Source organism: Streptacidiphilus alkalitolerans (assembly GCF_042511045.1).
Taxonomy (GTDB): Bacteria; Actinomycetota; Actinomycetes; order Streptomycetales; family Streptomycetaceae; genus Streptacidiphilus; species Streptacidiphilus alkalitolerans.
The window spans coordinates 509760-536049 of record NZ_JBHEZX010000002.1 but is presented as its reverse complement, the minus strand read 5'-3'; the positions used below and the strand labels follow the sequence as shown (position 1 = coordinate 536049).

24 protein-coding genes are annotated in these 26290 nt (G+C 71.6%); 14 read left to right on the top strand and 10 right to left on the bottom strand.

Annotation, left to right across the window (positions count from 1 at the left end; translation table 11 throughout):
- Window positions 1-76: 76 nt before the first annotated feature.
- Window positions 77-4237, bottom strand: a complete 4161-nt coding sequence (locus ACEZDG_RS06075) for an AAA family ATPase (protein ID WP_380503428.1) — start codon at window positions 4235-4237, stop codon at window positions 77-79.
- Complete coding sequence (locus tag ACEZDG_RS06070; RefSeq protein WP_380503425.1) at window positions 4234-4542, bottom strand: CU044_2847 family protein; 309 nt, start codon at window positions 4540-4542, stop codon at window positions 4234-4236. Before ACEZDG_RS06070 ends, ACEZDG_RS06075 begins: the two co-directional genes overlap by 4 nt.
- 320 nt (window positions 4543-4862) lie before the next feature.
- Here ACEZDG_RS06070 and fxsT point away from each other — a divergent pair, with 320 nt between their 5' ends.
- Window positions 4863-7997: an FxSxx-COOH system tetratricopeptide repeat protein gene (gene fxsT / locus ACEZDG_RS06065; RefSeq protein ID WP_380503422.1), complete on the top strand. Its 3135-nt coding sequence runs from the start codon at window positions 4863-4865 to the stop codon at window positions 7995-7997.
- Between the two features lie 312 nt (window positions 7998-8309).
- Window positions 8310-9587 (top strand): NtaA/DmoA family FMN-dependent monooxygenase, encoded by a 1278-nt coding sequence (locus ACEZDG_RS06060; protein ID WP_380503419.1) that lies wholly within the window; start codon window positions 8310-8312, stop codon window positions 9585-9587.
- Between the two features lie 71 nt (window positions 9588-9658).
- Here the strand turns inward: ACEZDG_RS06060 and ACEZDG_RS06055 are convergent, their stop codons facing one another.
- On the bottom strand, window positions 9659-10474 hold the full coding sequence (locus ACEZDG_RS06055) for a polysaccharide deacetylase family protein (RefSeq protein WP_380503416.1): 816 nt from the start codon (window positions 10472-10474) through the stop codon (window positions 9659-9661).
- A gap of 111 nt (window positions 10475-10585) precedes the next feature.
- Window positions 10586-11317, bottom strand: coding sequence for an SDR family oxidoreductase (locus tag ACEZDG_RS06050; RefSeq protein WP_380503413.1), 732 nt, complete (start codon window positions 11315-11317; stop codon window positions 10586-10588).
- A 107-nt stretch (window positions 11318-11424) separates the two neighbouring features.
- Here ACEZDG_RS06050 and ACEZDG_RS06045 point away from each other — a divergent pair, with 107 nt between their 5' ends.
- From ACEZDG_RS06045 to ACEZDG_RS06030, 4 genes are all read left to right on the top strand, one after another.
- Window positions 11425-11913, top strand: a complete 489-nt coding sequence (locus ACEZDG_RS06045; protein ID WP_380503858.1) for an RrF2 family transcriptional regulator — start codon at window positions 11425-11427, stop codon at window positions 11911-11913.
- Window position 11914: 1 nt separating this feature from the next.
- Complete coding sequence (locus ACEZDG_RS06040; RefSeq protein ID WP_380503411.1) at window positions 11915-12691, top strand: TIGR02996 domain-containing protein; 777 nt, start codon at window positions 11915-11917, stop codon at window positions 12689-12691.
- Between the two features lie 290 nt (window positions 12692-12981).
- Window positions 12982-13611 carry an RNA polymerase sigma factor gene (locus ACEZDG_RS06035; protein WP_380503408.1) on the top strand — a complete coding sequence of 210 codons (630 nt, stop codon included), beginning with the start codon at window positions 12982-12984 and terminating at the stop codon, window positions 13609-13611.
- Window positions 13608-14672, top strand: coding sequence for a CU044_5270 family protein (locus tag ACEZDG_RS06030; RefSeq protein ID WP_380503405.1), 1065 nt, complete (start codon window positions 13608-13610; stop codon window positions 14670-14672). The genes ACEZDG_RS06035 and ACEZDG_RS06030 overlap by 4 nt, the downstream gene beginning before the upstream one ends.
- 88 nt (window positions 14673-14760) lie before the next feature.
- Here ACEZDG_RS06030 and ACEZDG_RS06025 read toward each other — a convergent pair whose 3' ends face one another.
- Window positions 14761-15741, bottom strand: coding sequence for an alpha/beta hydrolase family protein (locus ACEZDG_RS06025; RefSeq protein WP_380503402.1), 981 nt, complete (start codon window positions 15739-15741; stop codon window positions 14761-14763).
- 178 nt (window positions 15742-15919) lie between these two features.
- Here ACEZDG_RS06025 and ACEZDG_RS06020 point away from each other — a divergent pair, with 178 nt between their 5' ends.
- The gene (locus ACEZDG_RS06020; RefSeq protein ID WP_380503399.1) at window positions 15920-16507 is read left to right on the top strand and encodes a TetR/AcrR family transcriptional regulator; all 588 of its coding nucleotides are present in this window, start codon (window positions 15920-15922) and stop codon (window positions 16505-16507) included.
- A gap of 22 nt (window positions 16508-16529) precedes the next feature.
- On the opposite strand, the gene ACEZDG_RS06015 is transcribed toward ACEZDG_RS06020, so the two are convergent.
- Window positions 16530-16886 carry a DoxX family protein gene (locus ACEZDG_RS06015; RefSeq protein WP_380503396.1) on the bottom strand — a complete coding sequence of 119 codons (357 nt, stop codon included), beginning with the start codon at window positions 16884-16886 and terminating at the stop codon, window positions 16530-16532.
- Between the two features lie 210 nt (window positions 16887-17096).
- Between ACEZDG_RS06015 and ACEZDG_RS06010 the strand changes: the two genes are divergently transcribed.
- Together ACEZDG_RS06010 and ACEZDG_RS06005 are read left to right on the top strand one after the other, a co-directional pair.
- A complete protein-coding gene (locus ACEZDG_RS06010) occupies window positions 17097-17576 on the top strand; it encodes a hypothetical protein (RefSeq protein ID WP_380503394.1) in 480 nt (159 codons plus the stop codon).
- Window positions 17577-17658: 82 nt separating this feature from the next.
- Window positions 17659-18243 carry a hypothetical protein gene (locus tag ACEZDG_RS06005; RefSeq protein ID WP_380503392.1) on the top strand — a complete coding sequence of 195 codons (585 nt, stop codon included), beginning with the start codon at window positions 17659-17661 and terminating at the stop codon, window positions 18241-18243.
- A 19-nt stretch (window positions 18244-18262) separates the two neighbouring features.
- Here the strand turns inward: ACEZDG_RS06005 and ACEZDG_RS06000 are convergent, their stop codons facing one another.
- The gene (locus ACEZDG_RS06000) at window positions 18263-19021 is read right to left on the bottom strand and encodes a DeoR/GlpR family DNA-binding transcription regulator (RefSeq protein WP_380503389.1); all 759 of its coding nucleotides are present in this window, start codon (window positions 19019-19021) and stop codon (window positions 18263-18265) included.
- 49 nt (window positions 19022-19070) lie between these two features.
- Between ACEZDG_RS06000 and ACEZDG_RS05995 the strand changes: the two genes are divergently transcribed.
- Both ACEZDG_RS05995 and ACEZDG_RS05990 read left to right on the top strand, forming a co-directional pair.
- Entirely contained in the window at window positions 19071-19763 is a 693-nt protein-coding gene (locus ACEZDG_RS05995) for an NUDIX domain-containing protein (RefSeq protein WP_380503386.1), read from the top strand.
- 158 nt (window positions 19764-19921) lie between these two features.
- The gene (locus ACEZDG_RS05990; protein ID WP_380503383.1) at window positions 19922-20290 is read left to right on the top strand and encodes a YciI family protein; all 369 of its coding nucleotides are present in this window, start codon (window positions 19922-19924) and stop codon (window positions 20288-20290) included.
- Between the two features lie 21 nt (window positions 20291-20311).
- Here ACEZDG_RS05990 and ACEZDG_RS05985 read toward each other — a convergent pair whose 3' ends face one another.
- The gene (locus ACEZDG_RS05985) at window positions 20312-21013 is read right to left on the bottom strand and encodes a TetR family transcriptional regulator (protein ID WP_380503380.1); all 702 of its coding nucleotides are present in this window, start codon (window positions 21011-21013) and stop codon (window positions 20312-20314) included.
- Window positions 21014-21199: 186 nt separating this feature from the next.
- Between ACEZDG_RS05985 and ACEZDG_RS05980 the strand changes: the two genes are divergently transcribed.
- Both ACEZDG_RS05980 and ACEZDG_RS05975 read left to right on the top strand, forming a co-directional pair.
- Window positions 21200-22813: an MFS transporter gene (locus ACEZDG_RS05980; protein ID WP_380503377.1), complete on the top strand. Its 1614-nt coding sequence runs from the start codon at window positions 21200-21202 to the stop codon at window positions 22811-22813.
- A 36-nt stretch (window positions 22814-22849) separates the two neighbouring features.
- On the top strand, window positions 22850-23734 hold the full coding sequence (locus ACEZDG_RS05975) for a barstar family protein (RefSeq protein ID WP_380503374.1): 885 nt from the start codon (window positions 22850-22852) through the stop codon (window positions 23732-23734).
- Window positions 23735-23768: 34 nt separating this feature from the next.
- On the opposite strand, the gene ACEZDG_RS05970 is transcribed toward ACEZDG_RS05975, so the two are convergent.
- Complete coding sequence (locus tag ACEZDG_RS05970) at window positions 23769-24329, bottom strand: TetR/AcrR family transcriptional regulator (RefSeq protein ID WP_380503371.1); 561 nt, start codon at window positions 24327-24329, stop codon at window positions 23769-23771.
- Window positions 24330-24367: 38 nt separating this feature from the next.
- Between ACEZDG_RS05970 and ACEZDG_RS05965 the strand changes: the two genes are divergently transcribed.
- A complete protein-coding gene (locus ACEZDG_RS05965; protein ID WP_380503368.1) occupies window positions 24368-25414 on the top strand; it encodes an epoxide hydrolase family protein in 1047 nt (348 codons plus the stop codon).
- Here ACEZDG_RS05965 and ACEZDG_RS05960 read toward each other — a convergent pair.
- Window positions 25392-26288: an NmrA family NAD(P)-binding protein gene (locus ACEZDG_RS05960; RefSeq protein ID WP_380503365.1), complete on the bottom strand. Its 897-nt coding sequence runs from the start codon at window positions 26286-26288 to the stop codon at window positions 25392-25394. The two genes, ACEZDG_RS05965 and ACEZDG_RS05960, sit on opposite strands and share 23 nt — an antisense overlap.
- Window positions 26289-26290: the final 2 nt, after the last annotated feature.

Below are 26290 nucleotides of genomic sequence, written 5' to 3'. Positions count from 1 at the left end.
CGGGTCAGGTAATGTGACGTTACGTCAGTTACTGACCGGTTGGTAAGGGGCATGACAAGACCTTCTGGGGGCAGGGTCAGCTCACCGCGTCCAGGTTGATCGCCAGAGTGAGCAGGCCGTCGATCAGCCCCACCACGAGCAGACTGCCGGTCTGGGTGAGGGCCACCACCGGGTAGCGGACCGGTACTTCCATGAGCAGCCGCCGGTGCAGCGGGTCCCAGAGCCGCACCATGCGGTCGTCGCTGCCGACGGCCAGCAGGCTGCGGCCGTCCACGGTCAGCAGGCCGATCGCGGTGACCCCGCCGGTGTGGCCGCGCAGGGTACGGACGGCCTTCCCGGTGTCGAGATCGACGACCCGTACCGTGCCCTCGGCGCTGCCGACCGCGAGCAGGCTCTGGCCGGTGGCCGGCAGCACGCACATCGCGGTGACCCCGCCGATGTGCCCGGGCAGGGTTGCGTCCCACGCCTTCCGCCCGGGCTTCCACAGCCGTACCGTGCCGTCGGCACTGCCGCTGGCCAGCGCCTGGCTGCCGTCGGTGTCCACCGCGCAGACGCTGGTGACCGCGCCGGTGTGCCCCCTCAGGGCGCGGACGTAACCGCCGGCGAGCCCGGGCTTCCACAGCCGTACCGTGCCGTCGGCGCCGCCGCTGGCCAGCAGGGTGCGATGCCCCATCCGCACGCTGCACAGCGCGTTGACCGCGCCGATGTGCCCCTCCAGGGTCCCCACCTGCGTCCCGCTCCGCAGCCTCCACATCCGGATGCTGCCGTCGGCGCACCCCGTCGCCAGCCAGGTGCGGCCTCGCGCCCGGATGGCGCCCACGGCGGTGAGTTCATCGGTGTGGCCTTCCAGGGCACGGATCAGCCGGCCCGTCGTCGAGTTCCACAGCCATGCCTTGCCGTCGGAGCAGGCAGCCGCCAGGATGCCCAGGCGACCCGCTTCGGCCAGGCAGACGGCCCTGACCCCGCCGCTGAAGCCCCCCGCGGCCCGAGCCGGACCCGTGGCCTGCGGGTCCCACAGCCACACGGTGCCGTCGGCGCATCCGCTCGCAAGCAGGCTCAGTGGGCCGACCTGGACCCCGCACACGGCGGAGACGCCGCTGGAGTGCTCCGCAAGGGTACGGGGCCGCTCCCTGCCGAGGCTGTCCAGTCTGACGGTTCGATCGTCGCTGCCGCTGGCCAGCCAGGACCTGCCGTTCAGCTGCACCACGGACATCGTGGTGACTCTCTTGGCGTGCCCGTCCGGACCGCCCCTCTGGCGCACGTCGAAGAAGCCGCTGGCACGCCAGTCGTGTTCTGCGGACAACACCTGTAGCAGCCCGTCCTCGTGGCCGGTCGCCAGCAGGACCTGCCTCTCGTCCGGCAGCGCACAGAGCGAGGTAACCGGTGCGATGCGCGGGTTCGACCAGATCTGGTCCCAGCCACCACTCTCCAGGTCCCACAGCTTTACCTCGCCGTTGAACCCGGCGACTGCCAGCAGGCTGCGATTCCCGCGTCGAAGCATGCTCAGGCTGGTGGGCCCGTACTTCTGCAACTCGGGGGTCCACTCCTGGTCCTTGGGGGTCCGATGCCGATCCTCGAAGGTTCGACCCGCATCGTCCGATCCTGGCCTCCACAGCCACACCCCGTTGGAGGCGCATCCGATGGCCAGTATGCCGTTGCTGTCTTCTTCGAGCGTATGCAACGCACCGGTCCGGTCCGGGTGCGACGCCCGGGTGCGGACCACTTCTCCGGTCTCGGGTTGCCAGAGCCACACGGTGCCGTCCGCGCAGCAGACCGAGAGCACGCTGCGGCTGACCGTGTTGGCCACGCGCATCGCCGCGACCCCGCCGCCGTGGACCTCCAGGGTGCGGACCAGTTCACCGGACTCCGCGTCCCATACCTGCACCAGGCCGTCCTCGCTACCGCTCGCGAGCAGACTACGGCCGCCCGTCGGAACCGCGCACACCGCTGTGACCTTGGCGGTGTGGCCTTCCAGGATGGTCTCCTCCACGTGGGCGTTGGCGGTCGTCCACACGCCGCGGTAGGGCACAGGAAGCGTGCTGGTGCGGTAGGTGTCGCCCAGCCGGGCCTGGGTCTCCGTCACGCTGTACATCGCCGCGCGGGTCGAGGGGGTGGCATCGATGGCGCGCGGGGTCTTGCGCAGCAGGCCGGCCCGGCCCCGCCCCTGCGTGGTGGTCGCGGAGGAGGCGGCAGGGATCAGCCGGAGCAGGTCCGCGTACAGCGGGTAGAGGTCGTCGGCGAGCAGGGTGTCGACGACCTCGCCGCGGGAGGCATGGCGGGGGAGGGAACGCAGCAGGTAGGCGGGGGCCTGCGCCCAGCCGACGGACTGGCCGTGGGCCATCAGCGCCCCGGTGAGTGCCCGTTCGTCCCGGGCCGAGGGGGTGAGCTCCGCCCTGCCCTTGAGCAGGGCGTCGTTGAGCGCTTGGTGGAACAGTCGGAACACTGTCGGGCCGGAGTCGTAGGAGCCGTACTCCACCAGGAAGTTGGCGGCCGACGAGCCGGCGAACCGGTGGAGGTCGTACTCGCCGAGGGCGGACTCGCGGTACAGCGCCGCGATGGCGATGCCCCAGAGGTCGAGTGAGAATCCGGGGGCCTCGGCGTAGGCCAGGGCGGTGAGCGCGTCCGAGGCGGACACCCTGCCCACGGGCGGCAGCAGCACCAGGTACTCACGCAGGGCCGCCTCCACCGTGGGGGTGAAGGAGATCGCCGCCGGAGCGACCGGTTCGCTGTCGTGCATGCCGTGGGCACGGGCGGTCAGCCCGGCGACCAGGAAGTTGCGGTCGGACAGCGCCGCGATGCGACGGGCCACCGGGCCGGCCACGGCCGGGTCGTCGTAGGGGTTGCCGGGCCGCTCGTCGCCGGTGAGCTGGAGCGTCGCCAGGCAGTAGGAGGCCAGGTCGCTCTCCTCGAAGTACTCCGGAGTGTCCAGATCGAGAACCCGGACCGCGGGGCCCAGGGGTTCCAGCAGGCTGCCGGCGTCGTCCTTGCGCCTGCTGCCCATCACCACCCGCACACCGAGGTCGGTGCAGGTCTCCACCAGGGGCAGGGCGATCTGACCGATGATCAGCCGCGCCTGCTCGGGGGTGGTGGCCTCGTCCAGGGCGTCGATCACGACGGTGAAGGCCGATGTCTGCCGCTCGGCCAGCACCGCGCGGAGGGAGGGGGCCAGGTCGGCGACCCGGTCGAGGAGCGGGGCGGAGGCCGCCCGGGCGATCTCCGCGGCGACCTCCAGCGCGGTCTTGCCCTTGGCGTGCACCGCGCAGGCCACCGAGCCGAGGGGAGCCCGCACGGCGTCGTCGTCGGCCGGCAGGGTGGCCGCGATGGCGGCGTCCGCCGTGGTGACGATGCGTCCGAGCACCGCGGACTTGCCCACGCCGGGCGAGCCGGTGACCACCAGGACGCCGCGGGTGCGGTGGGCGGTGGTGATCCAGGCGACGATCCGGTTCAGGGCGGCGGTCCGGCCGCGGAAGCGGAACCCGCGCTCGGAGTCGGTGCTCACGCCCCGGGCGCGTGGCCGCCAGTGCCGGCGGGCCTCGTCGGGATCGGCCTCCAGCGACCAGCCCCAGGCCGCGAGCGCGCTCTCGCCGGCCGCCTCCACCGCCCAGTCCGCGAGCAGGTGCAGCTTCTGGTCCGGCAGGTAGGCGTCGATCGCCCGCATGGTCAGCGCGCGGGCGTCGCCGGTGGTGTCGAGTGCCTGCCCGACCATCCCGACCACCGCCTGGTAGGCCGGTGACCACAGGGCCGCGCCGCTGTAGCCTCGCTTCACCGTGTAGCGGGACGCGGTGTCCAGCCGCACCCAGCCGTAGGCCAGCGCCTCGCCCACGGAGCCGTCCGAGGAGTTGCCCAGGGCGCCGTCCGGGAAGCCGAAGGACCACCATTCGCCGCCGACCAGATCACCGGGCTTCGGGCGGCGCAGCCGGGCCGCCATCCCCTCCGGCAGGGTCTCCTCCAGCAGCAGCACCGCCGCGTCCCTGATGCCCCGGTCGGCCTCGGGGGCGGCGACCACCTCGCGCACCCGGATCCGGCGCTGCGCCAGGTCCTCCGCCTTGGGAAAGGCAACCCAGAGCTCCCTGGCCTCGGCCTGGCCCGCATACGCCACATGGGCACAGGTGAGCACCCGCTGACTGTCGATCAGGAAGCCGGAGCCCAGGGGGTCGCGGTCGTGCTCACCCCCGTGGATCGCGGCCACCCAGTCATCCGCCGCAGGTCGCAGGCCGATGCCGGACTCCGCACTCATTCCGCGCTTGTTCCGGGGCGCCAGGTCATGGTGATCTCGAAGTTCGCCTCGGTGGCCGCCTTGGCGACCAGCCAGTTGGCCGACCCGTTGACCTTGATGCCGAAGGTCACCTCGACCTCGTCCGGGCGGAGTTCGGCGACCCGTTCCAGCACCGCGTGGGCGGCCTCCACCGCCGGCCGGACGGCGTCCCGGACCCGTCCGGCCACCCCGTCCGCCCCCACCGGGTGCCAGTCGTCGCTCGGCTCGATCTCGAACCGGACCTCCGTGCCGTCATCCAGTGCGTAGGTCACCACTTCCGACGCCATCGCGTCCCCCTCGCGCTCGTCCTTGCTGCCATGATCTCACTGCTGCCCTCATCAAACAGCCTGTAGTCAGCGGACTTTGCGATTCGTCCGACTTGTCTCAGAACCGTGACACGGGCCCGGTCGGGTCTGCCTCCGGCCCGGTCGGATCCGGTCTCTTCCGAACCAACTTCGGCCCTCCTCGGTCTGTTCCGGTCAGCTCGGGCTTTTGCGGTCCGTCCTGATTTCCTTGGCTTTCGGGCGTGTTCGGGGGTGGGGCGCGCTATACAGATGGGGCGTCACGTGACGTTGCGTGGACGTGATCGCCAGGGGGTGGGTGCGGGATGTCGGGGAGTTCCGAGCGGATCTTCATCAGCTATGCGGGTCCGGACCGGGAGTGGGCCGAGTGGGTCGGCTGGCACCTGCAAGGGGCGGGCTGCCAGGTGGAGTTGGCCGCGTGGCACTGGGGTGCGGGGGATGACTTCGTCAAGAGGATGAGCCAGGCGCTGGCGAACGCGTCCGCGGTCGTCGCGCTGTTCTCGCCCGCGTACTTCGCCGCGGGGCGGTTCACCGAGGAGGAGTGGACGGCCGCGCTGGCCCGCAGGGACCGTCTCATCCCTGTGGTGATCAAGCCCCTGGAGGAGGGTGACCTGCCGCCGATCCTGGCCCCGCGGATCTGGCGGGAACTGCACGGCTTGGACGAGACTACGGCTATCGCCACATTGGTGGAAGCGGTACGCGGCCCTACGCCTCCCACCAGCGCGCCTGCCTTCCCCGGTGGCGCTCCCGCCCCCACCGTGCCCGCGTCCGGCGCGGCTCCCCGCTTTCCGATCAACGCCGGGTTGCCGGCGGTATGGGACGTGCGGAGGCGCGATCCGCACTTCACCGGCCGTGAGTCGGTCCTCGATGGTCTGCGCAGCAAGCTGCTGGCCGGGCGCCATGCGGCGCTGCAGGCGTTGCACGGGATGGGCGGTATCGGCAAGACGCAGGTGGCGCTGGAGTACGCGCACCGCTTCGCGGGTCAGTACGACGTGGTGTGGTGGGTCGACGCTGAGCAGGTCGAGCAGGTGCCGGTGCGGTATGCGGAACTGGCCGCGCGCCTGGGTGTGGCCCGGGCCGACGCGGGGGTCGAGGCCAACGCCCGTGCTGCGGTGCAGTCCCTGCGCGAACGGGATCGGTGGCTGGTGATTCTGGACAATGCCGAGGATCCGAAGCAGGTGGAGGCCTGGCTGCCCGAGGGGCCCGGCCACGTCCTGGTCACCTCCCGCAACCCGGCCTGGACCACGATCCTGCCCGGCCTGCGCCTGGACGTGTTCTCCCGGGAGGACTCCGCCGCCTACCTGGCCAGCCGCCTGCGGGACCTGACAGCGGAGGACGCGGACACGCTGGCCGAGGCCGTGGGGGATCTTCCCCTGGCGCTGGCCCAAGCGGCTGGCGTCCTGGCGGAGGGCATGCCGCTGGAGCGCTACCGGGAACTCCTGGACAGCAACACGTCCCGTCTTCTGGCTCAAGGCGAGACCCCCGGCTACCAGGCCTCCCTGGCGGCGACCGTCACCATCGCCACCGACCGCCTGCGGAGCAGCCACTTGGACGCCCTGGCCCTGCTGCGGCTGGCGGCCTTCCTGGGCCCCGAACCGATCCCCACCGCCTGGCTGGCCGACGTACGGGCCCAGCTGACCACCATCCCGGGCGACCCCGACGACTTCATGTGGCCGCAGACGGCCATTGCCCCGCTGGCGCGCTACGGCCTGGTCAACGTGGGTCGCGGGACGATCCAGATCCACCGCCTCACCCAAGCCGTCCTACGCCACCAGACCGACCAACATGACACCGACACGATCAGGGCCGATCTGGTGGCACTGCTGACCACCGCAGATCCCGGGGACCCCGACCTCCCCGGACTCTGGCCGCAATGGGCTCCGCTCACCTCACATCTCACCGTGGCCTGGCAGACGGTAGGCGACCAACCCGGGCTGCGACCGATCCTGATCCGAGCCGTGCACTACCTCGTGCGCAGCGCCCAGCCGCAGGCGGCCCGCGAACTCGCCCAACCCCTGTATACGGCATGGACCGCCGCGCTGGGCGAGGACCACCCCGACACCCTGAGCGCTGCCTACATGCTGACCTGGGCACTCGACGGCCTCGGTGCCCACGCCGAGGCGCTGCCGCTCGTCCAGGACACACTGTTGCGGCGTACGAGGGTGTCCGGCGAGGACCACCCCGAGACTCTGAGCTCCGCCCACGACCTCGCCACCACCCTGAGCAAGCTGGGCCAGCACGGTGAGGCGCGCCGTTTGAATGAGGACACGTTGGCGCGGCACAGGCGGGTGTTGGGCGAGGATCACCCCGAAACTCTGCGCTCCGCCAACGGCCTTGCCGTTGTCCTGGGCAATCTGGACCTGCGCGGTGAGGCGCGGAGTCTGGATGAGGACACGTTGGCGCGGCGTACGCGGGTGTTGGGCGAGGATCACCCCGACACTCTGGACTCCGCCCACAATCTCGCCGTCACGCTGGACAAGCTGGGCCTGCATGGTGAGGCGCGGAGTTTGGGCGAGGACACGTTGGCGCGGCGTACGCGGGTGTTGGGCGAGCACCACTCTGCCACTCTGGACTCTGCCCACAGCCTCGCCGTCATTCTGAGTAGGCTGGGCCAGCACGGTGAGGCGCGCCGTTTGGTTGAGGACACGTTGGCGCGGCGTACGCGGGTGTTGGGCGAGGACCACTCTGCCACTCTGGACTCTGCCCACAGCCTCGCCGTCATTCTGAGTAGGCTGGGTCTGGATGGTGAGGCGCGCCGTTTGGTTGAGGACACGTTGGCGCGGCGTACGCGGGTGTTGGGCGAGGACCACCCCGACACTCTCAGGTCCGCCCACAACCTCGCCGTCACGCTGGGAAAGCTGGGCCAGCACAGCGAAGCGCACCGTTTGGTTGAGGACACGTTGGCGCGGCGTACGCGGGTGTTGGGCGAGGACCACCCCGACACTCTCAGCTCTGCAGACAACCTCGCCCGCACCCTGTCCGATTTGGATCAGTCCAGCGAGGCGCGGAATTTGGCAGAGGACACGTTGGCGCGGCGCACACGGGTGTTGGGCGAGGACCACCCAGACACCCTCAACTCTGCCCACAGCCTCGCCGCCACCCTGGACAGGCTGGGCCTGCATGGTGAGTCGCGCCGCTTGGACGAGGACACGTTGGCGCGGCGTACGCGGGTATTGGGCGACGACCATTCCGCCACCCTGCACTCCGCCCACAACCTCGCCGCCACCCTGTACAAGCTGGGCCACTACGCCGAAGCGGAGAAGCTGTTGCAGGACATCAGACCTCGCGTTCGGCGGGTCCTGGGGGACCATGACCCACTGGCCGATGCTGTCAGGCAAACTCTGGCCGGCACGCTCTTTGCGTTGGGCAAACCGTTCCAGGCCCAAAAGCTGCTGGCAGGTCCCAAACCCGGCGGCGGCAGCAAACGCAAAGGTCGTTAGCCGCACCCGGCCTACGGCCGGATGCTCAGCCGGCGGAGATGCGGGGATCGGTGGGGATGACGTTCCGTCAGCTGACATAGCATCAGCGGCAGCTGGTGGAGCTCATGGTGCCGAAGTCGATCCCCCGGCGCGTGAGAGCGCTGGCCGGACCCGGCGGCACCGCTTCGACTGCGCGCGACTGAACATGCGGACGAGCCTGGGGGCGTTTGCGTGTCGATTGCAGCAGTGTGTCGCCCGATGTCAGCCGTGGCCATATCGACTATGCCTATCGGATTGATGTGCAATAGTCCCGGAGACGAAAGGAGCCGCAGCGTGAGCGCGACAGAGCCGAGGACCCTGAAGACGGTGACCGGCGCGGGCGGTTGGCCGGGGGCCTACGAACTCGCCCTGGACCCGACCCGCTCCACGCTGGACACGGCGATCCGGGTCGCCGAACTCGCCGAGGCGGCCGGGATCGACGCCCTGTTCACCGCCGACTTGCTGAGCTTCGGGGCGCAGGGCGCCATCGGCTCGCAGGAGCCGCTGGTCTTCGTCGCCGCGCTGAGCCAGGTCACCCAGCACATCGGGCTGATCGCCACCGTCTCCACCACCTTCCACCACCCCTTCAACCTGGCCCGGCTGTTCGGCACGCTGGACCACGTGAGCAACGGGCGGGCCGCCTGGAACCTGGTGACCTCCTCCCTCGGCGAGGAGAACTTCGGCCCGGACGAGCTGCCCAGCCCCGAGGAGCGCTACGCCCGCGCGGCCGAGTCGCTGGAGGTGGTCAACGCCCTGTGGGACAGCTGGGCGCCGGGCGCGCTGACGATCGGACCCGACGGCCGGGCGGTGCTGGACCGGGCCAAGGTCCGTCCGATCAACCACGTGGGGAAGTACTTCAGCGTGGCCGGACCGCTGAACATCCCGCCGCTGCCGCAGGGGCGTCCGGTGCAGATCCAGGCCGGGCAGTCGGAGGCGGGCCTCGCCCTGGGGGCGCGCTACGCCGAGATCGTCTTCACCTCGCTGCCGACCCTGCCCGTCGCCCGGGAGTTCACGGCCAGGATCAGGGCCCAGGCCGCCGAGCACGGCCGCCCGGGCGGACTGCCGCTGATCTTCAGCTCCTTCCACGCGACCTACGGCGCCACCGAGGAGGAGGCACGGCGGCTGGTCCGCGAGAAGGCCGAGGCGATCGACTTCGAGGCCGGACGGGCCCTGGTCGCGGACATGCTCGGCGGGGGAGTGGACCTGAGCGAGGCCGCGCTGGACCGGCCGCTGCCGGAGAGCCTGCTGCCCGACATCCGCTCGGTGAACCGCCGCCGCGGCCGGGTGGACATCTTCACCGGCTACGCCCGCTCCGGCTACACCCTGCGCGAGCTGGTCGTCGCGGCGCAGGACACCGGGCACTGGGCGGCGGCCGGCACCCCCGAGCAACTCGCCGACGCGGTCGAGGAGCGCTTCCGCGCCGGAGTCCTGGACCTGATCACCCTCAACGGCCTGGCGGACCCGGAGCAGTACGACTTCGTCGTCAACGGCCTGCTGCACGAACTCACCAAGCGCGGCATCGTCAGGCCCGGCTACGCCGGCTCCACCCTCCGCGAGAACCTCGGCCTCTGACGTTCGGTGCGTTGCGGTGCGCGACTGCCGGGTCCGCTGGAGCTGCCGGTGCGGCCGTCGCCCGCCCGCGGCTACTTGTAGACCTTGCCGGCCTGCGGCTTCCCGGGGGCGAGCAGCTGGGAGACGGTGACGAAGGTGTAGCCCTCGGACTGGAGCTTGGCGACGATCAGCGGGATCGAGGCGACCGTCCCGTTGTAGCCGCGGTTGGTGGGGTCGACCCAGTCGTGCAGCAGGATGATCCCGTCCCGGCGGGTGTCCTTGAGGATCCGGTCGGCGATCAGTTGCGAGTCGTTGGTGGCGTAGTCGGACCCGGTCGCGCTCCACTCCACCTCGGCCATGCCCAGGTCGCGGGCGATCCCGGTGACCGTGTCACTGGTGCGGCCCTGCGGCGGGCGCAGCAGGGTCGGCGTGATGCCGGTCACCTTGGCCACGGCCTCCCGGCCCCTGACGATCTCGTCGCGCACCTCCTCCTTGCTGATCCTGGTCAGGATGTGGTGGTTCCAGGTCAGGGTCTCCAGCTCATTGCCCTCGGCGGCGGTCTGCCGGGTGAAGTCCGCGTACTTCAGTGCGTTGTCGCCGCGCAGGAAGAACGTCGCGTGGATGTGGTACTGCCGCAGCAGGGCCAGGATCTTCGGCGTCTGCGGACTCGGACCGGTGTCGAAGGTCAGCGCGACGCACTTGGCCTCGCGGCAGTCGACCGAACCGGCCGCGCCGGTGGCGAACGCGGCCGGGACCCCGGAGGCGTGCGCCCTGGCGGTGGCCGGGGACGTCGAGTCGTAACCGTCGCAGCCGGCCAGCCCCAGCAGCGTCGCGGCGAGGACCACCGCGGCGGTGCCCGTCCGACGTATGGATCGTGACGCCCGGTTCCGGGGTTGCTGCTGCCGCACTGTGCTCTCCGTCTGGCTGGGTCTGCTGCTCTGTCGCGTGTGTACAGATTGTCAGCCGGAGGATCCGCGCTTCACACCACCCCCACAGCAGACTCCTCGGAGGGTCCTTGGCTACTTCAGCCAGGCGGTGTAGTGGGTGGGGGCGATGCGGGCGCCGTCCCCGGGGGTCAGCACGTCGCCCTGGACGGCGGCGAACATGCCGGCGGTGTCGTCGGTGGTCACCGTGCGCTTGTCGCCCCGGGCGGCGAGGGTGATCCGGCCCAGTTCGTCCAGCGGGTAGGCGTCGGGCCCGGCGACGTCGAGGGTGCCGCCCAGCGGCGCCCCGGCCGCGACCTCGGCGACCGCCGCGGCGACGTCCGCCGCCGCGATCGGCTGGATCGGGGTGCGCGGCAGCCGCACGGTGTTCTCGTCGGCGGTCCAGGTCAGCACGGCGTCGATGAACTCCATGAACTGGGTGGCGCGGACGATGGAGTAGGGGACGGGCCCGGCCTTGAGGATGTCCTCCTGGAGCGTCTTGGCGCGGTAGTAGTCGAGCTCGGGCACCTGGTCGACGCCGACGATGGACAGGATCACGAAGTGCCCGGCACCGGCCCGCCGGGCCGCGGCCAGCAGGTTGTCCATCGAGGTCCGGAAGAACGCGGGCGAGGCCGCGTCGAAGGTCGGGGAGTTGGTCAGGTTGACCACCACCTCGGCGCCGGCCAGCGACTCGTCCACCCCCTGGCCGGTGAGGATGTCGATTCCGGTGGTCAGCGAGTGCGGCACCGCCTGGTGCCCGGCCGCGTTCAGGTTCCGCACGACCTGCGACCCGATCAGCCCGGTTCCGCCGATGACTGCGATCTTCATGGGATCTCCTGGTTTTGATTCCTAGACTCGGACACTTCCTATCCGAATAGTACTCGGACATTCCATATCCGAGTCAAGTACCGGGGGGCTAGAGTGTCGGCGTGAAGATGTCCGGCGGTGTCGAGTGGGCGCTGCACTGCTGCGTGGTGCTGACCTCGGCGCGGGAGCCGGTCCCGGCCGCCCGGCTGGCGCAACTGCACGACGTCTCGCCCAGCTATCTGGCCAAGCAGCTGCAGGCCCTCTCGCGGGCCGGACTGGTCCGTTCGCTGCAGGGCAACGCGGGCGGCTACGCGCTCACCCGCTCCCCGGCCCAGATCACGGTGCTGGACGTGGTCGCGGCCGTCGACGGGCCCGCGCCGGCCTTCGTCTGCACCGAGATCCGGCAGCGCGGGCCGCTGGCCACCCCGCCGGAGTCCTGCACCGCCCCCTGCGCCATCGCCCGTGCGATGGCCGCGGCGGAAACCGCCTGGCGCGACGCGCTGCGAGCCGTCACCGTGGCCGACCTCGCCGCTGGCGTCGTCTCCGACTACGGCCCCGACGCACTGGGGTCCATCAGCAGCTGGCTGAGTGCGGAGCACCCCGGTCAGGGGCGGTGAGATGGCCGGTCCCAGCGCCCTGCTCCAGGATGTCGTCAGCGCTCCGGCGGACGTCGCGCCCCGGCTCGCCTATGCGAAAGCGGTGGCGCGCAGGGACCCGGAGCGGGCCGAGTTCATCCGGATCCAGCTGGCGTTGGCACGCTGGCGGAAGGAGTTCGACCGGCGTCTCGATCCTTCGCTGGAGCGGGAGTTGACCCTGGTCAGGGCGCGCGGGCGGGAGTGGGCGGCGGACATCGCCCCGCTGGTGGACGGGTGGCAGTTCCTCAGCGGGTTCGTCGAGGTGGTGACCCTCGACGCGGCGGCGTTCCTCGCGGACGCCGAGGAGATCTACCGGCGGGCGCCGGTGCTGCACCTGAACCTCACCGGGGTGCGGCCGGTGGCCGAGCGGCTGTTCGCCTCCCCGTCGCTGGGGCGGATCCGCTCCCTGCGGCTGCACGCCCTGGAGCTGGGCGACGCCGAGGCGGCGCTGCTGGCGTCCTCCCCGCACCTCGGCCGGCTGGAGTGGCTGGACCTGGGCGGCAACCGGATCGGTGCGGCCGGTCTTGAGGCGCTGGCCGGGTCCGCGGGGCTGCCCCGACTGGGATATGTCGACCTCTCCTACAACGCGGTGGACGATCCGACCCCGCGGCACGCCGACGAGTACGACGCCGACTCCGCCGCCGCTCTGCGGCTGCAGGCCGCCCACGGCCCCCGCGCCTGGCTGGACGCCCGCACCCGCTCGATCTGGCCCCCGCACCGCGACGCGGTGGAGTACCCACGCGGCTGGAACAGCGGCTGACGTCCGCGGATCGGCCCGCTGCCGGCGCGGAGCTGCGCCGCGACGGCCCTGGCGACGGGGACCCGGGGCAACGCCGACCTTCGGCGGCCCGGTTTCCGCCCAGGGCACCGGTGGCCGAGGGGGTGGCGCGCCTGGACGGTGCACTGGCCGACGAGGGGGTCGGACTGGGATTCTCGACCCCGTGGAACCCGGCCTGGGCCGCCGCCCTGGTCGCCGACCTGAAGTGGTCTCGGCGGGATGCTGTGAGCTGGATCACTGGAACCGGGCGGTCGCGGCGGACAGGACAGCCTGTGGAACATTCCCAGCGCGCCCGGATCAGGGCCGGTGACGCCGCGGCGTTCGCCGAACTCTTCGACGACCACGCGCGAGCCGTCTACCGCTATGCCGTCCGCAGCACCGGAAACTGGTCGGCGGCCGAGGACATCGTCTCGCTGACCTTCCTGGAGGCCTGGCGGCTGCGCGGGAAGCTGAGACCCGACGGCGACAGCCTGCTGCCCTGGCTGCTCGGCATCACCACCAACGTCCTGCGCAACACCGCGCGGTCGGCCCGCAGGCACCAGGCCGCGCTGGCCCGGATCCCGCCGCAGGACTCCGTACCGGACTTCGCCGACGAACTGGTCGGCAGACTCCAGGACGCCGAGCAACTCGCCGCCGCCCAGCGGGCGCTGGCCACGCTGCGACGCGGCGACCGCGAGGTGTTCACGCTCTGCGTCTGGTCCGGGCTCGACTACGCGTCGGCGGCGGAGGCCCTGGGCGTGCCGGTCGGCACCGTCCGCTCCCGGCTGTCGCGGGCCAGGACCCGGCTCCGGGCGCTGGCGCAGCAGGAGTTGGAACGCGGCAGGGAACCGCTGCCGGGGAGCGGACAGCACTCGGTGGGACGCGTCGAGGCGTCCTGGTCGACAGAGGAGGAGCACCGATGACCGCCCGTCAGAACCAGCCCGGTCCGGAGGATCGGGAGGAACTGGCCCGGCTGCTGCCGGCGCCGGGCGACCCGGAGCTCTCCCGCGACCGCCACCTTCTGCTGAAGGACCATCTGATGCGTGAGATCAAGCCCGGAGCCGTTCCCGCCCCGCGCCGTCCCGTCCGCCGCCTGCTGATCACTGTCGGCTCGCTGTCGGCCGCCGCGGCCCTGGTGGCCGTCGTCGCCGTCGAGGGCCGGCCCGGTACGGCGGCCCCGCAGGCGGCAGCGCCGCCGGCCCCGACGTCGACGTCTGCGTCGACGTCGGCCGTTGGTGTCGACCCCGGCAGCCACCAGCAGGCTGTGGTCCTGCTCGGCCGGATCGCCGAGGCGGCGTCCACCCAGAAGCTGCTGCCGTTCCGGAACGACCAGTACGCCTACATCAGGAGCGAGGTCGGCGGGGGCTCCGGCACCGCGCCGGAGACCCGGGAGATCTGGCGCTCGATCGACGGCTCCAAGCGGACCGTGATCAAGCAGAAGAGCCTGGGCGGCACCATCACAGAGTCCAGCCCGGACGGACCCGGAACCATGGAACTGCCCACCCCGGCCTTCCTCGCCACCCTGCCGACCGATCCGCAGAAGCTGCACGACATGCTCGCCGCGGCGACCAAGGGCACAGGCACCGGACCGGCCGCGGTGCAGTTCAAGACCGTCTTCGACCTGCTCGGCGAGCAGATCGTCACGCCGCAGGTCGGCGCGGCGCTCTACCGGTCGATCGCGCTGATCCCCGGCGTGATCACGGTCCCCGACGCGGTGGACGCGCTGGGGCGGCACGGTGTCGCGGTGGCGCTGACCGACCCGGCGTCGGGGGTCAGGGAGGAGTACGTCTTCAACCGCAGCACCCTGGCCTACCTGGGCTCCAGCGACGTCCAGACCGACGCCCCGGTCACCCGGCCGACGCCGACGGACCTGCCGAGCGGCCGTACGGTCGACGCCCAGCCCCGGCCCGCGGCCGGTACCGTGCTCTACTCCACCGCGGTGGTCGCCCGCGCGGTGGTCGACCGTCCCGGCCAGACCCACTGACCCGCTGAGGTAGGCGGGGTAGGCATGGAGAGCCGGCCGGGCCGAACCCCGGCCGGCTCTCCGGGCGTGCTGGAGCACAGGAGCGGGCTCACTCCTTGGAGTCCAGGCGGCCTATCGCTCCGGCGCTCCGCGCTGTCGCGGCGCTGACGGCCGCGAAGCTCGACGGGTCGACGCCGAGCGCGGTGCGCAGGTAGGCGGTGCTCAACTGCTGGATCAGGGCGACCCGTTCGGGGCTCTCGTCCGTCGTCTCGGTGGAGGTGTACCCGGAGATCCCGCCGAGGGAGTGCTCCGCCCCGAAGAGAGTGAGCAGGCTCTTGGGGCCCGGGCTGAGGGTGTAGGCATCCGTGAACCACTCCGGCCCCCGGACGCTCAGCGCGGACTGGTCCTTGTCGCCGGCGACCACCAGGGTGGGCGTGGTCAGCTGTGCGAAGCCCGGGTTCATGAAGGAGAAGTGCTCGGCGGCGAACGGCGTCAGGTCAGCACCGCCGGTGCCCGGCACGGCCAGCAGCACGCCGGCCTTGACCCGCGGGTCGGACAGGTCCGTTCCCCCGATGGCCGCGGCCCCCGCAGCCCCCTCGGTGCCCTCGGCCCCCTCGGCGCCCTCGGCGTCGAGGACCCGCGCGCCCAGCAGCATGCTCACCGACTGGGCGCCCCAGGAATGCCCCGCGGCGGCGATACGGCTGTGGTCCAGGCGGCCCGCCAGACCGGGAAGCGCGGCCTCGACGAGGTCCAACTGGTCCAGGACGCGGGTCAGATCCTCGACGCGGGAGCGCCAGATCTCCGGGTAGCGGGGATCGTCGGGCGTGACGTTCAGCGTCCGTGAGTCGAGGTGGGTGGGCTGGACGACCGCGAAGCCGTGGGCGGCCCAGAAGTCGACCAGCGGGGCGTAGGCGTCCAGCGACTGGCCGAAGCCGTGCGAGAAGACGATGACGGGCAGGGCCTCGCCGGTCACCGGGGCGGAGACCCGCACGTGCAGGCCATCGCCGCGACCCGGGGCGGCGGAGAGGGTGACCGGGCGTACCGAGACGACGGGGACGGGCGCGCCGATGACTTCATCGTGGTGGTGCATGGGTGCTCCTCGACAGATGGTGCGAGCAGGTGGCGGGCACATGTGTGCGCGCAGGGGTGCGTGGCGCTTGGCCAGGTGATGCCCGGTCTGGCATCATGGACAAGCGGAGCGCGGTTCCGTTACCAACATACGGATCCTTGTTCCGTTTAGCAAGTCGAATGATGGAGGAACCTGCGCAGTGGCCGAGTCCAACGGCGGATCAGACCCGTCGACCCCACGGAAGCGGGCCGACGCCCGGCGCAATGAGCAGACGCTGCTGGAGGCAGCCACCGCGGCATTTGTCGCCTCCGGCGTCGACGCGCCGGTGCGTGACATCGCCGCCAAGGCGGGGGTCGGCATCGCCACCATCTACCGCCACTTCCCGACCCGGGCCGATCTCGTCGTCGCCGTCTACCGGCACCAGGTGGAGGCGTGCGCCGAGGCCGGCCCGGCCCTGCTGGCCGCCGGCGGCTCACCGCACACCGCCCTGGTGCGGTGGATCGACCTGTTCGTCGACTTCCTGGTCACCAAGCACGGACTGGCCGAGGCGTTGCAGTCGGACGACGCCGCTTTCGCGACCCTGCACGACTACTTCCTCGACCGGCTGGTGCCCGTGTGCGGAGAACTCCTCGACGCCGCCGCCGGGGCGGGGCAGATCCGCTCCGACATCACCGCGCTCGAGCTGATGCACGGTGTCGGCAACCTCTGCATCGGTGCGAACAGGGACCCCCGCTACAACGCTCCCCGCATGGTCGAAGTGCTCATCGCCGGCCTGCGCTTGCGCTGACCCGCTCGCACGGGGCGGCGGGCTACACCGGGCCGTGCTGCAGCAGGCCCAGGACCAGGGCGGCGATCGCGGTGGCGAGGAACACGATCCCGCCCACGATGTCGCGGGAGCCCACCCGCAGGTGGGCGATGATCGCGCCGATGAAGTACAGCACCAGGCCGCAGGCGGCGAGGGTCCCCAGGATCGGCACGGCCGGCCCGGCCAGCAGTCCGGCGGTCCCCGCCGCCAGCAGTGAGCCCAGCACCGGCACCCACTTCCGGTGGATGCCCTTCATGTCCGCCTGGGTCTTGGGGTATTCATGGCCGATCAGGTAGGTGACGGCGGCGGCCCCGTTGAAGACCACGCCGAGGATGGTGACCGTGAGGTAGGCGGCGAACACGAGTTCTCCGATTCTGTGGGGACGATGACGACGGGCACCCGCGCTGGGATGCGGTTCCCCTGGGAGACAGGACCGCGGCCCGAAACGTGACAGGCCGCGCGAGAGCGGTCCTGGACTCGGCGACGTCCTTCTGGACTGTCAGACCCGGGAGGTAGCGTCCGGACCGTCACTGGAGAGACCGGAGCAGGCCGGGGAAGGGCGGGGGTCGCCGTGGGCGCGTCAGCGTGGGACTACATCGAGCCGTACGCGGGGGACATCGCGGCGGCCTTGGCCGCCGTGCGGCAGCGGGAGTTCGAGAGGCTCTTCGTCCACGGAACCACCTGGGACGAACTCCAGCCTCCGGAAAGGCCGTTCACCTCGGTCGACGACCTCGGCGAGCTGTGGCAGGACGAGATCTTCGGCAGCGAAGGAACACACACGATCGTCGATGTGTGGGAAGTGATCGACACCGAGGGCTACGACGACGACCACACCGTGCGCCTGCTGTCGGACCGCGAATCCGTCGAGATGTTCGGAACCGCGGAGCCGACCCGGGCCGATTTCGAACGAGCCCAGGAGGACTACAGGGCACGGCGGCGGGGCTCGGAGGCGCTGTGGGAGATGCCGCGGTGGTCGGCCTGGTGCAAGCCGCTGAAGGAGGGCGACGGCGCCACCGCGGCGATAGCCTTCTGGGGCTTCTCCGGCGACTAGGGGTGTTCTGATGGAGCGTCGGATCGTGGTATAATTAACTGAGGGCGTCAGTCGTTTGGAGAAACGGCGTGACGCTTTTTTTATGTCCACAGAACCCGCTCGGACCGACCCCGACCCCGACTCCTGTGCCCCTCGGCGTGCTCAGGGCTCCCTCTTCCACACCGCGGTCAAGGATCCCCGCGGTGAGGCGCTGCTGCCGCTGTCCGCGCTGGAGCAGCGCTACCCGGATCTGTATGTGCGTCACCTCGCCAGATACCGGGGCCGTGAGCACCGCCTGCGCGAGCGCGTGCTCCCGCTGGACTGCGCCTGGGCGGACGTTGTCTTCTTCTCCCCGATCGACTCCACGCTGCTGTTCGAGGCGATGCGGATCGCGGGCCGGCCGGTGGCGGCGGCCCCGATGTGGACGCTGGACGCCTCCCGGCTGGACCCGGGGCGTTGCTGTGTCCGACTGATGCGCCTGACGCGCGGTGCGCGGTCCGCGGATCCGGGTGACGAGGACGACTACCTGCCGCTCACCACCGCGACCTTGCGTGCGGTCTCCCAGGTGACCGACCGCGCGTTGGCCCGCCTGCGCACCCTCGGACCGGATGAGCCGGCGCTGCCCTGGGGCGATGTCCCGCACGTCCTGCACCGGGGCCCGGTTCCCTGGAGCCTCTTTCGGCCGTGAGCGGCGAGGTCCGCGGGCGTTAGCCAGCGGGCAGGATCTCCACGCCGAGCACCTTGAGTTGCTCCACGACCGGGTCGTGGGGGGCGGCGTCGGTGATGAGGCCGCTGATCTCCTCCCAGGGCAGGACGCGGTAGCGCGACGCGGTGCCGATCTTCTCGGAGGAGGCGAGGATGTAGGTGTCGGCCGCGCGTGCGGCCAGGGCGCGTTTCATCGCGGCCTCCTCGGCGTCGCCGGTGGTCAGTCCGGCCTGGGGGTGCACGCCGGTGACGCCGAGCAGGCAGAGGTCGGCGGAGATGTTCTGCGCGGCCTCGACCGCTGCCGCGCCGCAGGCGACCGCGGAGTGCTTGAAGATCCGGCCGCCGAGCAGGAAGAGCTCCGCCTGCGGATGGTCGAGCAGGGCCGCTGCGATGGTCGGGCTGTGGGTGATCACGGTGCAGGCGAGGTCCTGCGGGAGCGCGCGGGCGACGGCGAGCGCGGTGGTGCCGCCGTCCAGGATCAGCGCGCCGCCCGGCCGTACCAGCCCCGCCGCCAGCGCGGCGACCTTCCGTTTTCCGTCTGGGGCCACGGTCTGCCGGGCGGTGTAGTCCGCGGTGGCCGGTGAGACCGGGAGCGCCCCGCCGTAGACCCGCTGGCACAGCCCTTCGGCCGCCAGGTCGCGCAGGTCGCGCCGCACGCTGTCCTCGGAGATCCCCAGTCCGGCGGCGACCTTCTTGGCGACGATCTTGCCCTCGCGGGTGAGCAGGCCCAGCAGGTGGTCACGCCGTTCAGCAGCCAGCATCCGTACTCTCTCCTGTTCTTGCACGTTTCTGCATGTATCGTAGCGCCTCATGAACGACAAGCCCGTGAACCCCCGCCCCGGCGTCGAAACCCCCGACCACCGCGGCCGTACCGGCCTGGACCGGGCCGGACGCGGCCTGGACCGCAACCCGGACGTCGTGGTCCGCGACGTCGAGCTGACCTCCCAGGGCTGGCACGTGCTGCGCCGTACCACCTTCGACTACCGCCGCCGCGACGGACGTTGGACCACCCAGCAGCGCGAGACCTACGACCGCGGCAACGGCGCCGTCGTCCTGCCCTACGACGCCGAACGCCGCCGGGTGCTGCTCACCCGCCAGTTCCGCTACCCGGCCTATGTCAACGACCACCCCGACGGCTGGCTGGTCGAGGCCGCCGCCGGCCTGCTGGACGCGGACGATCCGCCCACCGCCGTCCGGCGCGAGAGCGCCGAGGAACTCGGCGTCGAGCTCGGCCCGCTCACCCACGTCCTGGACGCCTATATGAGCCCCGGCTCGGTCACCGAGCGGCTGCACTTCTTCGCGGCCCCCTACACCCCGGCCGACCTGACCGGACCCGGCGGCGGACTGGAGCAGGACGGCGAGGACATCGAGGTGCTGGAACTGCCCTTCGACGAGGCCCTCGCGATGACCCGCGACGGACGCATCGCCGACGGCAAGACCATCCTGCTGCTGCAGTGGGCAGCCCTGGACGGGCCCATGGCCCCGGCCGCGGCAGGCCGCTGACCAGGCAGGCGGCGGAGGTGCGCGACCGCTGCGATGCTGGGAGAAATAATTTCGCGGAGAGTGTCGAACCAGCGTGCCGCCGTTCGACGCATAGGTGAGGGGCGGTCATCGTCCGGTACCTGTCGGACCCCGGCCCTCGGACAGACTAGGGAGCAGCTATGCGGTTTCTGATGATGCACCGGCTCGACGAGAGCGCCCCTGAGGCCTGGAACCCCAGCCAGGAGTTCATGGAGAAGATGGGGGCGTTCATCCAGGACTCGGTCGAGAAGGGCATCCTGATCACGGCCGAGGGCGTTCACCCGTCCGAGAAGGGCGCGCTGGTCCGCAAGGCCCGCGGCGGGGCGACCAGCTGGACCGATGGGCCGTTCACCGAGGCCAAGGAGGTCATCGGCGGGTTCGCGCTGCTGAACTTCAAGGACCGGACGGAGGCCGTCGAGTTCGCCCGGCGCTATGCCGACCTGTTCGAGGAGGTCGAGGTCGAGGTGCGCCAGGTGGTGGAGTACGACGAACTCCCGGCCCCTGCCTGAGCCGGCCTGAACCGGGCCCGGTCAGCGCCAATTGGCGGTGAGGGCGGGACCGAGCTGGTCCAAGTGGCATTCCAGTATCGGTAGGAAGCCGTCGGCGCCCGCATTCTGGGCGTCGGCGGCACCGTCGGCGCCGACGCCGCCGGCCGTGGCGGTCCACTGGCGCTGGGCGCTCCGCGCGACCGCGCCGAAGACCGCGGCGAGCAGCCTCGGCCGCAGGTCGCTCGCCGGGTCGATGCCCTCGCGCTCGGCGAGCACCGCGGCGATCAGCAACTCCTGCTCGGCGAGCCGGTGCAGATGGGCGGCGAGCAGCGTCGGGGTGCTCTCGACCAGGTGGAAGATCTCCAGTGCGGCGTTGGCGGAGGCCGGTTCCTGGCCGGGGACGACCCGGCTGCGCCAGGTCTCCCGGGTGGCGGCGCGCAGCGCCTGGAGCGGGTTCTCCTCGCTGGGCCGGGCCCGCAGGAACTCGATCAGGTCGTCCGCGCCGTTGGCCATGAGGGCCAGCGCCACCTGCTCCTTGTTGGCGAAGTAGCGGAAGAAGGTGCGCTGCGAGACGTCCACGACCGCGGTGATCTCGTCCACCGTGGTGCGGGCGTAGCCCTGGCGCAGGAAGAGCTGCTGGGCGGCGCCGAGGAGTTCGTCCCGGGTGCGCTGCTTCTTGCGCTGGCGCAGTCCGGCCGCCGGCCCGGCGCGGCGGTCCGCGGGGGTCGCAAACTGCTGGGCCAAGGGGTGACACCTCCGACTACCCGGGTTTCTCGTGACTATACCTGGCTGACACATGTCATTAACACGCATAAGTCAGGCTTTGCCAAGTGTCAGTAGCTGCCATAATGTGGCTGCGCTACCGCGGTGCCGCACCGCGGCGCCGTGCAGCACCGATCGGCGGACCGCACCGACAGGAAGTCAGGCAGCATGAGCGAGCGCGTAGTTGAGGCCTCCGAGACCCAGGCGGACGCGATACCCGAGGGGCCTGACGGGCCCGACGGCCGCCGCGGACTGCGCGGCCACCCCTGGCTGACGCTGCTGACCGTCGCGGTCGGCGTGATGATGGTCGCGCTGGACGGCACCATCGTGGCCATCGCCAACCCCGCCATCCAGACCCATCTGCACGCCTCCCTCGCCAGCATCCAGTGGGTGACCAACGGCTATCTGCTGGCACTCGCGGTCTTCCTGATCACCGCCGGAAAGATCGGCGACCGGTTCGGGCACCGGACCACCTTCCTGGTCGGCGCGGTCGGCTTCGCCGCGGCCTCGGCGGCGATCGGCTTCTCCAGCAGCATCGAACTGGTCATCGCCTTCCGGGTGCTCCAGGGCCTGTTCGGGGCGCTGCTGCAGCCCGCCGCGCTGGGGTTGCTGCGGGCGACCTTCCCGTCCGACAAGCTCAACATGGCCATCGGGATCTGGGGCGGCGCGATCGGCGTGTCCACCGCCGCGGGGCCGATCGTCGGCGGGCTGCTGGTCCAGCACATCAGCTGGCAGTCGGTCTTCTTCGTCAACGTCCCGGTCGGCCTGGTCACCCTCGGCCTGGGCCTGTGGATCCTGCGCGACACCCGCCCGGAGAAGAGCGGGCAGTCCTTCGACATCCCCGGCATCGTGCTGCTCTCCGTCGCGATGTTCGCGCTGGTGTTCGGCATCATCAAGGCCCCGGCCTGGGGCTGGGGAGACGCCCGCACCCTCGCCTTCCTGGGCGGTGCGGTGCTGATCGCCGCGGCATTCACCTACTGGCAGACCAGGTCGGCGCATCCGCTGCTGCCGCTCAGCCTGTTCCGCTCGGTGTCGCTCTCGGCGGGCACCGTGCTGATGATCCTGATGATGTTCGGGTTCTTCGGCGCCCTCTTCTTCGTCACCTTCTACCTGCAGAACGTCCGGGGCATGTCGCCGGTCTCCGCCGGTGTGCACCTGCTGCCGATGACCGCGATGCTGATCGTCGGCTCGCCGATCGCGGGCCTGCTGATCGGCCGGATCGGCCCGCGCGTCCCCATCGTCGGGGGCATGGTGTGCACCGCGGTGGCGATGTTCGGAATGTCCGCCCTGCACACCGACACCAGCACCGGGCTGCTGTCGCTGTGGTTCGTGCTGCTGGGCCTCGGGCTCAGCCCGGTCATCGTCGGCGCGACCGAGGTGATCGTGGGCAACGCCCCGGTGGAGCTGGCCGGAGTGGCCGGCGGCCTCCAGCAGTCCGCCATGCAGGTCGGCGGCACGCTCGGCACCGCGGTGCTGGGCGCAGTGATGGCGGCCAAGGTGGACAGCGTGCTGCCCGGCAAGTGGGCCGCCGCCAAGCTGCCCGCCATCGCCCCGCAGAACTACCCGGGTCTCAAGCAGGCGGTGCAGGTCGGCGTGGCGCCCGTGCCCAAGGGCACGCCCGCGGCTGCCGCGCAGGCGATGACCCAGGTCGCCCACAGCTCCTTCCTCAGCGGCATGTCCCTGGCCTTCACGGTCGCGGCCGTGGTGGCGCTGCTGGCCGGCGCGGTCGGCCTGTTCACCAGGCGCGGCGAGACGGAGTCCGGCCCGGCCGTGCACATCTGAGCCCGCCGCGCCGGAGCGCTCTCGTAGGCTGATGCCATGTCAACCGAGCACGGGGCCGGACCGCACCACTGGGACCAGTGCGCTGATGTGTACGACTTCCTGGAGCAGGTGCGGCTCCGGCCCGGTGTGTGGGTGCCGGGCGGCTCCCTGGAGCAGTTGCAGGCGATGCTGATCGGCTATCAGGTGGCGCTGGGCGTGCACTCCGTGGACGAGCCGTTCGACTTCTGGCCGTCCGGTCCCTTCAGCGCCTGGCTCGGGCGGCGGTACGGCGGGCATGGTCCGCTCGACTGGGCGGTCGAGATCGCACGGGTTACGCCTGCGGGCTCCACCCCGGTCGAGGAGTTCTTCACGCTCCTCGACCACTACAGGAACGAGGTCGGGCCGGAGGCGGGCGGCACGGCCGCCCGGAGCGGGCCGGGCGATCCCGGCCTCCGCCTGATGCTCAACACCTTTGTCACCCTCTACTGGCGGCGTCACCTGCTGGAGGAGGAGTCGGCACGGCTCAGGGCCGGCGGCTACCGGGTGGTGACGCTGAGCGCGGCCGAGTGGGCCACGGACGAGGACATGCACCGCGACCTGGCAGCCGCCTTCGGCTTCCCCGACTACTACGGGCACAACCTCGACGCGTTCAACGACTGCTTCGGCGAGGTGCGCTGCTACGAGGGCTATCAGGAGGCCGAGGTCGGGCGTGGCCTGGTGACGGCCTTCACCGACTACGACAGGTTCGCCGAGGCCAGCCCGCGCACGGCGCAGATCGTCCTGGACATCATCGCCGACCAGGCCCGGCGCGCCCTGACGGTGGGGAACCGGGTGATCTGCCTGGTCCACAGCAACGACCCGGACCTCCGCCTCCAGCCGGTCGGTGCCACACCCGTGCGGTGGAACGACGCGGAATGGCTCGACGCGAGCCGCCGCCCGTGACCGACCGACGCCGACGGGAGCGCGCCTCCGGCTGTCACCCGTCGACGAGGCGTTGGATGGTGGTGCTGAGCCAGCTCCGGAGGGCGCCGGGGTCGCCGAGTTCGGAGCGCAGGACCCGGCGGCGGGTGGAGACGCCGAGCACAAAGGCGTCGATCGCCGCGGCGCGGTCGCGCGCCTCCGCGTCGTCCAGGCCGCTGTCGCGCAGGTAACGGTGCAGCGGCTCCAGCGAGTTGGTGTCGAGGAAGGCGGCCAGCGCCTCCGCCGCCTCCGGGCGTTCGCCGGAGGCGCGCTGCAGCACCAGCAGCGGGTCCTCCCCGGGCGCGCCGAACCAGCGCGTGACGATGCTCGCCGCGAGGCGCGGACCCAGCGTGGAGCGGTCGCCGTCGAAGGAGTCGGAGACCGGGATCTCCACCCGGGTCGCCGCCAGGAAGAGGCCGTCCTTGCCACCGAAATAGCGGGTGATCAGGTTGGGCGACACCCCGGCCGCGTCGGCCACGCCCTTGACCGTGGTGGCCGCGTACCCCTGCTGGGCGAACTGGCCCTGTGCCTGCTCCAGGATCCGCTGCCGGGTGGCGGCGGCATTGCGGGAATTCATGTGTACGAGCATACACGTCCATGTGTACGCTGATATACATGGACAGTCAGATACGGGAACGGCTCCACCGGACGCGTCGGGTCACGACCCCGTGGAGCGACGACAAGACCCGCGGCATCGGCGGCGCCCGCCTGGACGCCCTGCTCGAACGCTGGGCCGACGGGTACGACTGGGCCGTGCACGAGCGCCGGATCGGGGCGCTGCCCTGGGTGACGGTGCCGGCGGGCGGCACCGACCTGAGGGTGATCCACCAGCGGTCCGCGGACCCCGGCGCTCCGGTGGTCGTGCTGCTGCACGGCTGGCCGGACTCGGTGCTGCGGTTCGAGCGCGTGCTGCCCCTGCTCACGGACCTGCACGTGGTCGTTCCGGCGCTGCCGGGCTTCCCGTTCGCGGCCCCGCTCACCGAGCCCGGGATGTCGGCCAACCGGATCGCCGGGATCCTCGCGGACGCCCTGGCCGAACTCGGGTACGCGCGGTACACGCTGTCCGGCGGCGACGTGGGCGGCACCGTCGCGGAGATCCTCGCCGCCGAACACCCGGACCGGGTGGCCGCCCTGCACCTCACCAACACCGCCCCGCTGCACGCGCTCACCGCGGATCCGGCGAAGCTCGCCCCCGACGCGGCGGACCACCTCCGCCGGTCGGCGCAGTGGTTCCGGATCGAGGGCGGCTACATCGCGGAGCAGTCGACGCGGCCGAACACCCTCGCCGTCGCCCTCGGCGACTCACCCGCCGGCCTCGCGGCGTGGATCGTCGAGAAGCTGGAGTCCTGGTCCGACGAGGCGGCCTTCACCCCGGACGAACTGCTCACCTGGGTCACCGCCTACTGGGTCACCGGCACGATCGGCACCTCGTTCGCCACCTACGCCGAACCGGCCACCCTCCCCGACCGGATCGACACGCCGACCGTGCTGTCGGTGTTCCCGCGCGACACCAAGCCGGAGCCGCGCAGCTACGCCGAAGTGTTCCTGGACATCCGCGCGTATGTGGAACACCCCGCCGGCGGCCACTTCGCGGCGTGGGAGCAGCCCGCGGCCTACGTCGGCGACGTGCGCCGTGCGGTCACGTTGGGCTGCTCTGCCTGAGGCCCGCCCGCACGGCGTCGACCAGGAGTTCGAAGGCCGGGCGGGGTTGGCGGCCGAGCAGTGCGGGCAGGTCGCTGGGCCGCGCGGCGAGGGTTCCGGCGTTGAGGTTGGAGAAGAACGACACGGCGTGGGACACCTGGTACGGGGCGAGCCCGGCCTCGGCCAGCGTCGCCCAGGTCTCCCCGAGCGGCGCGGTCCGGTAGCGGACCTGGGTGCCCAGCACCTCGGTCAGGGCGGCGGCCAGGTCCTCGCCGCCTGCGGTTCCGGTGCCGTCGAGTTCATAGGTCCGCCCGGTGTGCCGGCTCTGCTGCCCCGCGGTGATGGACTCCTGGACCTCCCGGGCGACGGTGGCCGCCACCTCCGCGAGGTCCTCCCGGGAGACCACCGGGACGGTTCCGCTGCCCCAGGGGGCCCGGAACACGCCGGTGGCGACGGCGGCCGAGGCGGTGGCCAGGCCCAGCGCGGTGGGCACCTCCGCGTACAGGCCGTTGCGCAGCACGGTGACGTCCAACGGGGCGTCGGCGAGGGCTACCTCGGTCCAGCGGTGGGGGAGGGCGATGGTGAGCGGGTCGCCCGAGCCGGCCAGGCTGGTGTAGACGACGTGCCGCACCCCGGCCCGGACCGCGGCGTCGATCGCCGCCCGGTGCCGGGCCAGCACGACATCGTCCTCGGCGTATCCCGCCGAGACCAGCACCACGACCTCGGCTCCGGCGAACCCCTCGGCCAGGGACCGCGGATCGTCGAAGTCGGTGCGCCGCCGCCCACTGCCGGGCCCGGGGCTGTGGGTGCCCGCGAGGACCTCGGCCCCCGCGGCGGCGAGGTTGGCGTGGATCAGCCCGCCGAGGGCTCCGGACGCTCCGGTGACCAGGATCATTT